12 protein-coding genes and 1 tRNA gene are annotated in these 13,200 nt (G+C 72.1%); 6 read left to right on the top strand and 7 right to left on the bottom strand.

Features of this window, described 5'->3' with window-relative positions; translation table 11 throughout:
- The coding region (locus ACIOGZ_RS37325) for a collagen binding domain-containing protein (RefSeq protein WP_400989200.1) at positions 1-731 on the top strand (731 nt) is incomplete at its 5' end.
- A 172-nt stretch (positions 732-903) separates the two neighbouring features.
- On the opposite strand, the gene ACIOGZ_RS37320 is transcribed toward ACIOGZ_RS37325, so the two are convergent.
- On the bottom strand, positions 904-2,058 hold the full coding sequence (locus tag ACIOGZ_RS37320) for a cystathionine gamma-synthase (RefSeq protein ID WP_063348017.1): 1,155 nt from the start codon (positions 2,056-2,058) through the stop codon (positions 904-906).
- 171 nt (positions 2,059-2,229) lie between these two features.
- Here ACIOGZ_RS37320 and msrA point away from each other — a divergent pair, with 171 nt between their 5' ends.
- A complete protein-coding gene (msrA, locus tag ACIOGZ_RS37315) occupies positions 2,230-2,895 on the top strand; it encodes a peptide-methionine (S)-S-oxide reductase MsrA (RefSeq protein ID WP_363621317.1) in 666 nt (221 codons plus the stop codon).
- A 138-nt stretch (positions 2,896-3,033) separates the two neighbouring features.
- A complete protein-coding gene (locus ACIOGZ_RS37310; protein ID WP_350880013.1) occupies positions 3,034-3,396 on the top strand; it encodes a cupin domain-containing protein in 363 nt (120 codons plus the stop codon).
- A gap of 27 nt (positions 3,397-3,423) precedes the next feature.
- Here ACIOGZ_RS37310 and ACIOGZ_RS37305 read toward each other — a convergent pair whose 3' ends face one another.
- From ACIOGZ_RS37305 to ACIOGZ_RS37295, 3 genes are all read right to left on the bottom strand, one after another.
- Positions 3,424-4,719 carry an Ig-like domain-containing protein gene (locus tag ACIOGZ_RS37305; RefSeq protein ID WP_363621315.1) on the bottom strand — a complete coding sequence of 432 codons (1,296 nt, stop codon included), beginning with the start codon at positions 4,717-4,719 and terminating at the stop codon, positions 3,424-3,426.
- A 192-nt stretch (positions 4,720-4,911) separates the two neighbouring features.
- Entirely contained in the window at positions 4,912-5,247 is a 336-nt protein-coding gene (locus ACIOGZ_RS37300) for a hypothetical protein (RefSeq protein WP_063348021.1), read from the bottom strand.
- 503 nt (positions 5,248-5,750) lie between these two features.
- On the bottom strand, positions 5,751-7,175 hold the full coding sequence (locus tag ACIOGZ_RS37295) for a cystathionine beta-synthase (RefSeq protein ID WP_400328293.1): 1,425 nt from the start codon (positions 7,173-7,175) through the stop codon (positions 5,751-5,753).
- A gap of 231 nt (positions 7,176-7,406) precedes the next feature.
- Here ACIOGZ_RS37295 and ACIOGZ_RS37290 point away from each other — a divergent pair, with 231 nt between their 5' ends.
- The 3 genes from ACIOGZ_RS37290 (at position 7,407) to ACIOGZ_RS37280 (ending at position 11,046) form a co-directional block, all read left to right on the top strand.
- Positions 7,407-8,489, top strand: a complete 1,083-nt coding sequence (locus tag ACIOGZ_RS37290) for an SGNH/GDSL hydrolase family protein (RefSeq protein ID WP_400989198.1) — start codon at positions 7,407-7,409, stop codon at positions 8,487-8,489.
- Between the two features lie 62 nt (positions 8,490-8,551).
- Entirely contained in the window at positions 8,552-9,772 is a 1,221-nt protein-coding gene (locus ACIOGZ_RS37285; RefSeq protein WP_063348024.1) for an acetyl-CoA C-acetyltransferase, read from the top strand.
- Between the two features lie 290 nt (positions 9,773-10,062).
- Positions 10,063-11,046, top strand: coding sequence for a hypothetical protein (locus ACIOGZ_RS37280; RefSeq protein ID WP_400989196.1), 984 nt, complete (start codon positions 10,063-10,065; stop codon positions 11,044-11,046).
- Positions 11,047-11,139: 93 nt separating this feature from the next.
- Here ACIOGZ_RS37280 and ACIOGZ_RS37275 read toward each other — a convergent pair whose 3' ends face one another.
- The 3 genes from ACIOGZ_RS37275 to ACIOGZ_RS37265 all read right to left on the bottom strand — a co-directional run bounded on the left by ACIOGZ_RS37275 (position 11,140) and on the right by ACIOGZ_RS37265 (position 12,682).
- Complete coding sequence (locus tag ACIOGZ_RS37275; protein WP_363629614.1) at positions 11,140-11,508, bottom strand: hypothetical protein; 369 nt, start codon at positions 11,506-11,508, stop codon at positions 11,140-11,142.
- Positions 11,509-11,588: 80 nt separating this feature from the next.
- Entirely contained in the window at positions 11,589-12,461 is an 873-nt protein-coding gene (locus tag ACIOGZ_RS37270; protein ID WP_363589740.1) for a Bax inhibitor-1/YccA family protein, read from the bottom strand.
- 139 nt (positions 12,462-12,600) lie between these two features.
- Positions 12,601-12,682 (bottom strand) — tRNA-Leu (locus ACIOGZ_RS37265).
- Positions 12,683-13,200: the final 518 nt, after the last annotated feature.

Genomic DNA, 13,200 nt, shown 5'->3' with positions numbered 1-13,200 from the left:
AGACCAACGGCACCCCCGGCCTCCAAACCACCGGAACCAACCCCGACACCCCCGTCGGCTCCCCCTGCACCACCGGAGCGAACGGCACCTGCTCCGCAAGCGGCCTCCCGCTGGGCACCTACTACTGGCAGGAAACCGCCGCTCCCCCCGGCTACGAACTGCCCCAGACCGCGGTGACGACCGTGGTCCTCGACACCGACGGACAGAGCATCCCCGTCACCGTCCAGGACACCAAGACCATCGCCCCGACCGGCTCCACCACGGTCACCAAGGTCGACTCCGCCACCGGACAACCACTGGCCGGCGCCACCTTCCAACTCTGGCACGAGACCAACGGCACCCCCGGCCTCCAAACCACCGGAACCAACCCCGACACCCCCGTCGGCTCCCCCTGCACCACCGGAGCGAACGGCACCTGCTCCGCGGACAACCTTCCGTTCGGCACCTACTACTGGCAGGAAACCGCCGCTCCCCCCGGCTACGAACTGCCCCAGACCGCGGTGACCACGGTCGAACTGACCGTGGACTGCCCGTGTGTGACGATCACGGTCGAGGACGAGAAGTGCCCGCCGAAGCCGTGTCCGCGCCCCCCTCACCCGCCGCACTCATGGGCCTCAGCGGACTCATGGACCCTGTGGGGCGGATGGAACCTCTGGGACCTGGTACGCGGTGAGTCCGGTCCGAACGAGGACTGCGCTTCCGCGTCGCCCACTTCCTGGAAGCGCTCCTGAAGGACCGCTCCGGCGCGAGCGCGTGAGGGCATGACGCGATGGACCGGCCGGAGGAGCCCGCAGGGGCTCCTCCGGCCGAGTGCGCCGACAGCGCGTCAGGTGACCACCGAGGTCCCCAGCCGGCTCATCGAGGCCGAAGATCCTCAACAGAATCCGGGCCTCTGAACGCGTCCTAGCCCAGTGCCTGCTTGAGGTCGGCGAGCAGGTCGTCGATCGACTCGATGCCGACCGAGACGCGCACCAGGTCGGCGGGCACCTCCAGCGCCGAACCGGCCACCGAGGCGTGGGTCATCCGGCCCGGGTGCTCGATCAGCGACTCCACGCCGCCGAGCGACTCGCCGAGGGTGAACAGCTGCGCGCGGTTGCAGACCTCGACCGCAGCCTCCTCGCCACCCTGGACCCGGAACGAGACCATGCCGCCGAAGGCCTTCATCTGCTTGGCGGCGATCTCGTGGCCGGGGTGCTCGGGCAGGCCCGGGTACAGCACCTGGCTGACCTTCGGGTGGCTCGCCAGCAGCTCGGCGACCTTCTCCGCGTTGGCACTGTGCCGGTCCATCCGGACACCCAGCGTCTTGATGCCGCGCAGCACCAGCCAGGCGTCGAACGGCCCGGAGACGGCGCCCATCGCGTTCTGGTGGTACGCCACCTCCTCGCCCAGGCTCGCGTCGGCCAGCACCAGCGCACCGCCGACCACGTCCGAGTGGCCGCCCATGTACTTGGTGGTGGAGTGCACGACCGCGTCCGCGCCGAGCGCGATCGGCTGCTGCAGGTACGGGCTGGCGAAGGTGTTGTCGACCACCAGCAGCGCGCCGGCGCCGTGCGCGACCTCGGCGAGCGCGGCCAGGTCGGTGATGCCCAGCAGCGGGTTGGACGGGGTCTCCACCCAGACCGCGCGGGTGTTGGGGCGCAGCGCGGCCCGGACGGTGGCCAGGTCCTGGGTGTTGGCGACGGAGAACTCGACGCCCCAGCGGGTCAGCACCTTGGCGAACAGCCGGAAGGTGCCGCCGTAGGCGTCGTTGGGGATCACGATGTGGTCGCCCGGCTTGAGGATGGTGCGCAGCAGGGTGTCCTCGGCGGCCAGGCCGGAGGCGAAGGCGAGGCCTCGGGCGCCGCCCTCCAGCGCCGCGAGGCACTCCTCCAGCGCGGTGCGGGTCGGGTTGGCGCTGCGGCTGTACTCGTAGCCGCCCCGCAGGCCGCCCACCCCGTCCTGCTTGTAGGTGGACACCTGGTAGATCGGCGTGACGACGGCCCCGGTCTGGGGGTCTGCTTCCTGACCCGCGTGGATGGCGAGGGTCTCGAAGCCCTGGGGAAGCTGGTGCTCGGTCATGGGTCGAGCCTAGTGGCCGTGCGGCCCGGCGCCCTCCGGAACGTCCCAGCCCGCCGTGAACCGGGCCGGCTGCGAACCGGGGCTGCGGCGGAATCCGGGCGGCGCCGGAATCCGGGGGCGGCCCGCCGCGTTGAATCCTGCGCAACCCTCCCTACCCCGCAGGAGCAGGCCGTGCTGTTCAACCGCCACAAGACCTCGCTCGTTCCCGCCGACCAGGCGCTGCCCGGCCGGGAGTCGCCGGGCTTCGCACTGCGCGAGCCGCACACCGTGCTCGGCCACCCGCTCACCGGGCCGTACCCGGACGGCCTGGAGGTGGCCGACTTCGGGCTGGGCTGCTTCTGGGGCGCCGAGCGGACGTTCTGGCGCCTGCCCGGTGTCTGGACGACGCTGGTCGGCTACCAGGGCGGCTACACCCCCCACCCGACGTACGAGGAGGTGTGCAGCGGGCTGACCGGGCACACCGAGGCGGTCCGGGTGGTGTTCGACCCCTCGGTGATCTCCTACGAGCGGCTGCTGAAGACCTTCTGGGAGGCGCACGACCCGACCCAGGGCAACCGCCAGGGCAACGACGTCGGCACCCAGTACCGCTCCGCCGTCTACACCCACTCCCCCGCCCAGGCCGCCGCCGCGGCCGCCGGCCGGGACGCCTTCCAGCCGGCCCTGACCGCGCTCGGCTACGGCCCGATCACCACCGAGATCGCCCCGGCGGGCCCGTTCTACCCGGCCGAGCCGTACCACCAGCAGTACCTGTCCGACGCCAAGAATCCGAACGGCTACTGCGGCCTCGGCGGCACCGGCGCCTCCTGCCCGATCGGCGTGGCCCGCACGCAGGGCTGACCGTCCGTGACCGTTCCGACGGGCCGGCCACCCGAGGTGACCGCCCGCCGGTCGGGGCGCAGACTGGAAGGGCCAGCAGACGGGCCTGCCTCCTCTCCGCGCGGGCGGCCGGGCCGTCCGCGCGGAGAGGAGTGCGCCATGTCCGGTCTCGTCCGCATGAACTTCGACGCCCCCGAGGAGGTCCGCCCCTTCGAGGAGGGCACGGGGGAGCTGCGCCTGGTCAACCTGGACGCCGGCCCGGTGGGCCGGGCCGTGTTCCACCCGGGTTGGCAGTGGTCCAAGCACGTGAAGCCGATCGCCAGGACCGACAGCTGCCGGGCCGCCCACACGGGGTACGTGGTCTCGGGCCGGATGAGGATCGTCATGGACGACGGTCAGGAGACCGAGTTCGGCCCCGGCGACCTGATGATCTGCCCGCCCGGGCACGACGCCTGGATCGTCGGCGACGAGCCGTGCGTCATCGTCGACTGGCAGGGCTTCGCCGACTACGCCAAGCGCTGACCGGCGGGCTCCCGGCGGCTCCCGGCGTCAGACCGCGCTGCCGGCCTTCCAGGCGGCCCAGCCGAGGTTCCAGCCGTTCAGGCCGTTGTCCGGCGCGACGGTCTTGTCACCGGAGTTCACGACCTCGACCACGTCGCCGACCATGGAGCTCTTGTAGAACTTGTAGCCGTCCGTGCTGCCGTCCTGCGCGCCCTTGGCGTCCTGGAGGCCGATGCAGCCGTGGCTGGTGTTCTGGCCGCCGAAGATCGACGACGAGGACCAGTAGTTGCCGTGGATGAAGGTGCCCGAGGTGGTGAGCCGCTGGGCGTGCGGCACGTCCGCGATGTCGTACTCGCTGCCGAGGTTGACGGTCTGCGAGTTCATCCGGGTCTGCTGGAACTGCTCGGAGATCACCATCTTGCCGCCCCAGGTGCGGTGCTCGGGCGACCCGCCGGAGATCTTGTAGACGGCGCTGACCTGGCCGTCGGTGGTGACGGTGAGCTTCTTGGCGCCGAGGTCGGCGACGCTGGTCTGGGCACGGCCGATGGTGAAGCGGACGTCCTTGGACTGGGTGCCGTAGACGCCCTTGGCGCCCTCGACGTCCTTGAGCCGGAGCTTGAGGGTGACCTTGGTGCCCTTGGCCCAGTACTCCTGCGGCCGGAAGTCGAGGCGGGTGCTGGAGAACCAGTACCCGACGATCTCGACGCCCGGCTCGGCTATCACGGTGATCGCCTGCTGGACGGCCTTGCGGTCGGTGATCGGCTTGCTGAAGGTGATCGAGACGGGCATGCCGACGCCGACGACCGAGCCGTCCTCGGGCGTGAAGTAGCCGACGAAGGTGTTGGCCGGGGTGGCCGTGGTGAAGGTGGCGTTGGCGTCCGCCTCCAGCTTGTCCTTGTCGAGGGCGGTGGCGGCCACGGTGTACTTGGTGCCGCTGGCGGGGGCGGCGGCCGAGGTCCAGCTGGCGCCGTCGGAGGCGAGCTGGCCGGCCAGTTCCTTGCCCGTGGAGTCGGTGACCTTGACGGTGCCCAGGGTGCCGTTGCTGACGGTGACCTTGACCGGCTCGCTGAAGCTGGCGGAGGCGGCACCGTCCGCAGGAGTGACGGTGATGACGGCGGTCGAGGTCTTCGGCGCGCTGCTGGTCCCGCCGGAGCCGCTGCCGGTGCCCGGGGTTCCACCGGAACCGCCCGAGCCGCCCGAGCCGCCCGAGCCGTTGGCGTCGGCGCTCTTGGTGTCGTTGCAGGCCGCGAGCAGCAGGACCGGCGCCCCGATCAGGCCCGCGAGCACTCCGCGCCGGCTCCAGTTGCCTCCGCCTGCCCGCCCCTGACCGTCCCGTGCCGTCACGTCGCGTCTCCCTGCTGATCATCCCGGGCATTTACGGATACAGAAACGCAATCCGCCCGTGCACGGTTCCACCTCCGAAGGGTAAGCGATCGTATGAGATGACCCAACTTCCCGGTGAACAGGGAAAAAACGCCCGGCCTGCGGGGCAGACCGGGCGTTCACGAGCGGTGACGAGCCAGCGGGGCGAGGCCGCTACTCGGCGGACTCGTCCACCACGTACTCGTCCCACCCCTCGTTCTCGGGGTCGAACTCGGTCTGCGCCGACTCCCAGGTCGCCGAGGCCAGCTCGACACCCGGCACGTCGCCGAGCAGCGCCACCGGGTCGATGAAGTGGGCGAGCGAACCCGACGGGTCCACCTCGATGGCGTCGACGGACTGGGCGCGCTCGTCGTCGTCGAGGTACTCGTCCTCGGTCACCTGCTTCAGGGCGGCCGCCTTGAGCGCGCCCTCGTCGGTGATCTCCGCGATGAGCTCGATCTTGAGCCGGACGTAGCGCGGCTCGTCCTGGGTGGTTTCAGTGCTGGTCATGCGTGTGAGCGTACGGGAAGGGCCGGTCCCTCGGAGAAGGACCGGCCCTGCCGTTCTCCGCCTCGGTTCCCCCACCCGGGAACCGCGGAGACGCGCCGTGCGGCGCGAGGTGCCGCGGGAGCCGCCGCACCCTGTCGACCGGCCGCAGCCGGGCAGGGGCGGGACGACGGCGCCTCCCGCGGAGGCCCCTCTCCCCCGTTGCCGGGCTGGAGGGCGGACACGGCGGGTCGGGTCAGGACCGCCCGACGTGTCCGGAGCCGACCGCGTCCGCCGGGGAGCCGCTCCCGGACGGTTGCCGTCGTCTCGCTCGGCGTCTTGCCGTTGACCACCACGATGCCGGACCGTTGTTAACCGCGTGCTGCGGGCAGGTGACGCCGGTGTACCACTTCGCCCGTGGGCGAACCGCGGGCAAAGCGTGGGCGAACCCTCGTCCGCCCCGCCGACCGGGGCCGGTGGCGGGATCGGGGCCGGCGGCGGGGCCGGTCAGGGCCGGGGCCGACGGGTCAGTGCGCGGCGCGGCCGGCGAGGAAGCCCAGCAGGTCCTGGCGGGTGACGATGCCCTGCGGCTTGCCCTCCACCAGCACCACCGCGGCGTCGGCCTTCTCCAGCACGGTCATCAGGTTGGTGACCGTCTCGCCCGCACCGACGACCGGCAGCGGCTTGGACATCACCCGGTCCAACGTGTCGGTCAGCTCGATCTCCTTCGCGAAGACGCCCTCCAGCAGCAGCTTCTCCGCCACCGAGCCGATCACCTCGCCGGCCATGATGTCCGGGTGGCCGGCACCCGGGGAGACCACCGGCATCTGCGAGACGCCGTACTCGCGCAGCACCCGGACCGCCTCGGCGACCGTCTCGTTCGGGTGCATGTGGACGAACTGCGGGATGCCCTCGTGCTCGATGGCGTCCTTGCGGGCCAGCACCTCGCCGATGTGCGCCTCGTCGGTGGCCGAGGGCAGGAAGCCGTAGTCGGCCATCCAGTCGTCGTTGAAGATCTTGGACAGGTAGCCGCGGCCGCCGTCCGGCAGCAGCACCACCACGACGTCGTCCGGGCCCAGGTCCTTGGCCACCTCCAGCGCGGCCACCACGGCCATGCCGCAGGAGCCGCCGACCAGCAGGCCCTCCTCCTTGGCCAGGCGGCGGGTCATCTGGAAGGAGTCCTTGTCGGAGACGGCGACGATGCCGTCGGCGACGTCACGGTCGTAGGCGGTCGGCCAGAAGTCCTCACCCACGCCCTCGACCAGGTACGGCCGGCCGGTGCCGCCCGAGTAGACCGAGCCCTCCGGGTCGGCGCCGATCACCTTGACCTTGCCGCCCGAGACCTCCTTCAGGTAGTTACCGGTGCCGGAGATGGTGCCGCCGGTGCCGACGCCCGCCACGAAGTGGGTGATCCGGCCCTCGGTCTGCTCCCACAGCTCCGGACCGGTGGAGTGGTAGTGCGAGGCCGGGTTGTCCGGGTTGGAGTACTGGTCCGGCTTCCAGGCGTTCGGGGTCTCCCGGACGAGCCGGTCGGAGACGTTGTAGTACGAGTCCGGGTGCTCGGGGGCCACGGCGGTGGGACAGACGACCACCTCGGCGCCGTACGCGCGCAGGGTGTTGATCTTGTCGGTGGACACCTTGTCCGGACAGACGAAGATGCACTTGTAGCCCTTCTGCTGGGCCACGATCGCCAGGCCGACACCGGTGTTGCCGGAGGTCGGCTCGACGATGGTGCCGCCCGGCTTCAGGGCGCCCGAGGCCTCGGCGGCCTCGATCATGCGCATCGCGATGCGGTCCTTCACCGAACCGCCGGGGTTGAAGTACTCGACCTTCGCCAGCACTGTCGCGCTGATGCCCTCGGCGACCTTGTTCAGCTTGACCAGCGGCGTGTTGCCGACGAGGTCGATGATCGAGTTGTGGTACCGCACGGGGGTCCTCCCGGTTGTGGGCATGCGAGTGCTTTCGGTACTGCAAAGCCTAGGCCGTGCCGCCCGCCCCAGCCCGCCCTTCCGCCCCACCCGTCCCTCGCCCCGCCCCGGCCCCTCGCGGCGGCCCCCCACCCGCCCTCCTCCCCCAATGGCCCAGCCCCGCAGGTAGCCCCGGCCCCCGCGCGGGTAGGAGGGGGGTGCAGGCATCGCCATGGCCCCGGAGGGGGCGGCACGAGGACGCGAAGGGGGCATCGGATGCCAGGGGCACAGGACTCGCGGGCCCGGGTGGCCCGCCGGATCGCCACCGCGGCGGCGTACGGCGGCGGCGGGCTCGGCCTGCTGGGCGTGGGCCTGGTGGGCGTGCTGCTCACCGAGAGCAAGCTGGCGATCCAGGCCATCGGCGTGCTGGAGGGCGATCCGCCCAAGGCCGACGGCGTCTACGGCGAGGCCTTCGCCGACAGCTCCGCCGCCACGCAGCCGCCGCTGGTGCTGGCCGTCCTCGGCGACTCCACCGGCGCCGGCCTCGGTGTGCTGCGGGCCCGGGAGACCCCGGGCGCGCTGCTGGCCGCGGGCCTGGCCTCGGTGGCCGAACGCCCGGTCCGGCTGGTCAACGTGGCCCGCACCGGCGGCCGTTCCGCCCACCTCTCGGGCCAGCTGGAGCAGGCGCTGCCGCACCACCCGGACGTCGCCGTGCTCATGATCGGCGCCAACGACGTGACCCGGCACAGCCCGGCCCAGCTGGCCGTCCGCCAGCTCGGCGAGGCGGTCGCGGCGCTGCGGGCGAACGGCTGCGAGGTGGTGGTCGGCACCTGCCCGGACCTCGGGACGATCAAGCCGGTGCACCCGCCGCTGCGCTGGGTGGCCCGTCGGCTGAGCCGGCAGCTGGCGGCCGCGCAGACCATCGCGGTCGTGGAGGCCGGCGGCCGGACGGTCTCGCTGGGCTCGCTGCTGGGCCCTGAGTTCGCGGCGCGCCCGGAGATGTTCGCCGCCGACCGCTACCACCCGTCCGCCCAGGGCTACGCGACGGCCGCGATGGCCGTGCTGCCCTCGGTGTGCGCCGCGCTCGGTCTCTGGCCGGAGGAGGAGCGCCCGGCCGCACCCGTGCCGGGCGGGACGGTACTGCCGGTGGCGATGGCCGCCGCCGCCGCGGCCGGGCGTTCGGGCACCGAGGTCGCGGCCGTCGAGGCGGAGGGCGCCGGCCGCCGCTGGGCGTTGCTTCGCCACCGGCTGCGGGTCGGGCTGCCCGGCTCGTGGGCGCCCGAGGAGGCCGGGGAAGAAGCCGTTCCAGAGGCCGGCGACACGTCGGCCAGCTCACACGCCGGGACGGGTGACGCCTGATCTACCAGGCGGTAACTTTCCTCCCGGACGCCAGTCCGCCGTCACCCAGCGAGGAGCCCGCCATGCCCGAAGCCGTCATCGTCAGCGCCACCCGTTCGCCGATCGGCCGGGCCTTCAAGGGCTCGCTCAAGGACGTCCGCCCCGACGACCTGACCGCCCACGTCATCCAGGCCGCCCTGGCCAAGGTCCCGCAGCTCGACCCGCGCGAGATCGACGACCTGATGCTCGGCTGCGGCCTGCCCGGCGGCGAGCAGGGCCACAACCTGGCCCGCATCGTGGCCGTCCAGATGGGCATGGACTACCTGCCCGGTGCCACCATCACCCGCTACTGCTCGTCCTCGCTGCAGACCACGCGGATGGCACTGCACGCGATCAGGGCCGGCGAGGGCGACGTCTTCCTCTCGGCCGGCGTGGAGACCGTCTCGCGCAGCGTGAACGGGACCTCGGACGGCATGCCGGGCACCACGAACCCGGTCTTCGACGAGGCCCAGGCCCGTACCGCCAAGCGCGCCGAGGAGGGCGGCGGGGAGTGGCACGACCCGCGCGAGGACGGCCTGCTGCCGGACGCCTACATCGCGATGGGCCAGACCGCCGAGAACCTGGCCGCGCTCAAGGGGATCACCCGCGCCGAGCAGGACGAGTTCGGCGTCCGCTCGCAGAACCTCGCCGAGGCCGCCATCAAGGCCGGCTTCTGGGAGCGCGAGATCACCCCGGTGACGCTCCCGGACGGCACCGTGGTGAGCAAGGACGACGGCCCGCGCGCCGGCGTCACACTGGAGGGCGTCTCCGGCCTGAAGCCGGTGTTCCGGCCGGACGGCACCGTGACCGCCGGTAACTGCTGCCCGCTGAACGACGGCGCCGCCGCGCTGGTCATCATGTCCGACACCAAGGCCCGGGAGCTGGGCATCACCCCGCTCGCCCGGGTGGTCTCCACCGGCGTCAGCGCGCTCTCCCCCGAGATCATGGGCTACGGCCCGGTCGAGGCCTCCCGGCAGGCGCTGCGGCGGGCCGGCCTGACCATCGACGACATCGACCTGGTCGAGATCAACGAGGCCTTCGCCGCCCAGGTGATCCCGTCCTACCGGGATCTCGGCATCGACCTGGACAAGCTGAACGTCAACGGCGGCGCGATCGCCGTCGGCCACCCGTTCGGCATGACCGGCGCCCGGATCACCACCACCCTGATCAACTCCCTGCAGTGGCACGACAAGCAGTTCGGCCTGGAGACCATGTGCGTCGGCGGCGGCCAGGGCATGGCGATGGTGATCGAGCGGCTCAGCTGACCCGCCGGGCCGCCCCGAAAGGGTCTGGACCACCCATTTGGAGTGACCGTGAGTAATTGAGGGCCGGATCACATCGCGAGGTCGATCCGGCCCTCTTTTCGCTCGTTTTCAGCTCGGAAATCGACACTGCGGAGCGGATCAACTCCACTGCGTAGAACGGTGTTACCTAACAATTTGGGGACAAGAGCGAAAGTCCCCCACAAATTAGACATTCGCCACTGCGGCAACAGCCCCGGATGCGGCAGTGTGGACACGTAACCCCGTTCCGCTCCTCGCTAGGAGTACGTTCCGTGAGCGCCGTCTACACCATCCTGCTGCTGATCCTGATCACCGTGTCGACCGCCGTGCTGCTCCACCTCCGGGGACTCTCCCGCCGGCTGGACGCGCGGGCCACGGCCCAGGCCGCCCCCGCCCCGGTGGACCAGGCCGCGATACGCCAGGCCGTCACCGAGGCACTCGCCGCCGACCGCGAGCGGGAGATCACCGAGGCCCGGGCGTTCTGGGCCGAGCAGGAGGCCCGCGCGGCCGAGGACGCGCCACTGTTCGACTCCCCGTACACCGGCCCGTTCGCCAGCACCGACGAGTGGCCGCTGTTCTTCCCCCGCCCCACCGGCCCGCAGGACGCCGTCGACAACGCCGGCACCATGGACCCGGAGTTCGGCGAGGCGCTGCGCTCCGCGCTGGAGGACCTGATCAACGAGGGCCCCGCCGAGCCCGGACCCGAGGGCGGCTCGTCGCTGTTCCCCGGCCAGGGCACCGGCACCTTCTCCGCCGGCACCTCCTCCGCCGGCACCTCCTCCACCGGCTCCGCCGAACCCACCGGGGACGCCCGCGCCCGCCGCGAGGCCGACCTGCTGGCCACCGGCCTGGAGGCCGGGCTGCTGGACGCCGACCAGGCCGTCGAGGACGCCCCGGTCGCCGCGCCCGACCCGCGCCGCCACCCCTCCCACCCCGACTTCGTGCCCAGCCAGGCGCCGTCCCGCGAGTGGACCGACACCCGGCTGGCCACCCTCGCCGACGAGGCCGTCGCCCTGATCGACGTCCGCCCGGGCCCGCTGGGCACCCTGGACGTGTACGCCTTCGCCGACGGCACCACGCTCTGCGTGGCCCCGGGCGACCGGGAGGCCGCCTACCGGCTGATCGACGCGGTCCGTGCCGGTGAGCACGTCCGGCTGCTCGGCGGCTCGCGCTTCTCCGGCTCGTACTCGCTGACCTTCTCCACCGACGAGGAGGCCGTCTACGTCCTCGCCGACCGGGTGGTCGCCAGCATCTGACGCCGCCCCAGCAGCGCGGCACACCACAGCACGCCGAAGGCCGGCCGGGTCAAGGGGTTACCGACCCGGCCGGCCTTCGGCGTGTCCGGACGTCTATCCGCAGAGCGCCGCCGTCTCGCGCACCGCGGCCAGCGCCCCGGCCAGCACCTCCGCGGCCGCCACCGGCCCGCCCGGCAGGGCGACCGCGTCGCCCTCCGGCAGCGCCGCCAGCGCGGCCGCCAGGTCGTGCCCGGCGACGGCCAGTTGGTCCCCCGCCGCGAAGGCCCCGGCGTCCGGGAACTCCCGCTCCGGCCCGCCCTCCGCCGCCAGCGCCAGGGCCGCCAGCCGCCGGGCCAACGCCAGCGCGGCCCCCGCCCGGGACTCGTACCCGGGCACGGCGCCCAGCAGTTTGCTCTGCGGCAGCGAGCGGAAACGATCCGCCAAGGAGTCGACGGCTTCGACCAGGAGCTGTACGTCATGCATGACAGGGAGCCTAAACGCCGCCGGGCCCCCGGAGCGTTTCGCTCCGGGGGCCCGGCGGCAGTGGTACGGCGGGAACGCGATTAGTCGTCGCCGCGCAGGATCGCGATCAGGCGCAGCATCTCGACGTAGATCCAGACCAGCGACAGGGTGAGCCCGAAGGCGGCCCGCCAGGCCTCCTTCTGCGGCGCGCCCTGGGCGATGCCCTCTTCGATCGCCGCGAAGTCCAGCGACAGGAAGAAGGCGCCGAGGGCGATGCCGATCAGGCCGACCACGATGCCCAGCGGGCCTGAACGCAGCCCCATGTCGGCGCCGAACGCCATCGCGATCATGTTGACCAGCATCAGCAGCACGAAGCCCATGGCAATCGCGATGCCGATCCGGGTGTAGCGCGCGGTGACCCGGATCCGGCCGCTCTTGTAGGCGAACAGCATCGCCGCGAAGACCGCCGCCGTGCCCAGCACCGCCTGGATCGCGATGCCGTTGATGACGGTGTTGAGCGCGTGCGTGACCGCGCCGAGCGCGAAGCCCTCAAGAGCCGCGTAGGTCAGGATCAGCGGCGGGCTGACGCTGCGCTTGAAGGAGACCACCAGGCCGACGACCATGGCCACCAGGCTGGCGCCGATCGCGAAGCCGAAGTTCTCGAACGGCAGCACGAACCAGGCCACCGCGCCGGCGGCGACCAGGGTCAGCAGCGTCATGGCCGTGCGCGCGACCACGTCGTCGAGCGTCATCCGCCCGGTGGCGGCGGGGCCGGCCGACGGCCCGTTGTACATCTCGTACAGCTGCTCGTCGGTCAGCGGGCCCTGCGCCTGCGGCTGCTGGGCGTAAGGGGTCCCCGCGTAGGGGTTGTTGCCGTACTGGCCCCCGGCCTGCGTGGTGGTACCGAACCCCGCGTAGCCGGGCTCGCGGGTGAAGGACCCCTCCCGCGAGAAGACCGGGTTGCTGCTTCTCATTGCACATTCCCTCCGTGGCGGCACTGCACCGCCCAGCCACCAGGGTAATGGCTTGGCAAAAATATCGGGATACGCCGCGAGGAGGATCACTGAACGACTCCCGGCGGGGACGCCGTCGGCGCCCCCGCGAGTCGAGCGGTGCCCGGAGCCGGACTCGAACCGGCACGGCCTCGCGGCCAAGCAGTTTTAAGCTGCCCGTGTCTGCGTTCCACCATCCGGGCGTCCTGAGGACGGACCCCTCCATCGGCCGGAGAAGAAGCGCTCCACCCCCGGTGCGGGCCACCCCAGAGCCTAGTCGCCCGCCTCGCCCTTTCGCATGTTCCCAGCCAGGGAAGTTGTCATGTTTCCTTGCGATCTGACGAACAGTCCGCAATTCGGCCACGAAGTGTACGAGTTCCGGCCACCGCCCAGCGCTCAGGGTCGGCGTCATACCCCAGGAGGAGGGCGTCACCTGGCCGTACGCCCAGCGGTGGTCAGGCCAACCGTCCGGCGGAGCGACGAGAACTCGTGATCACACGGCGGAGCATGGAGGTACGGCCGGGCGCCCCTGGCGGCCCGGCCGTCCAGGCGCCCAGCGCGTCTCCCGCAGCCCGCGACCACCAAGGAGCACCCCCGTGACCACGTCGACCGCAACCGCCGTCCGGACCGGCCTGGCGGCCGCCCGCGCCACCGGCCTCAACAAGGTCTACGGGGACGGGGAGACCCGCGTCGTGGCCCTCGACAACGTCAGCGTCGACTT

Source organism: Kitasatospora sp. NPDC088160 (assembly GCF_044741445.1).
Lineage (GTDB): Bacteria > Actinomycetota > Actinomycetes > Streptomycetales > Streptomycetaceae > Kitasatospora.
This window is presented reverse-complemented; position numbering and strand designations above follow the sequence as displayed.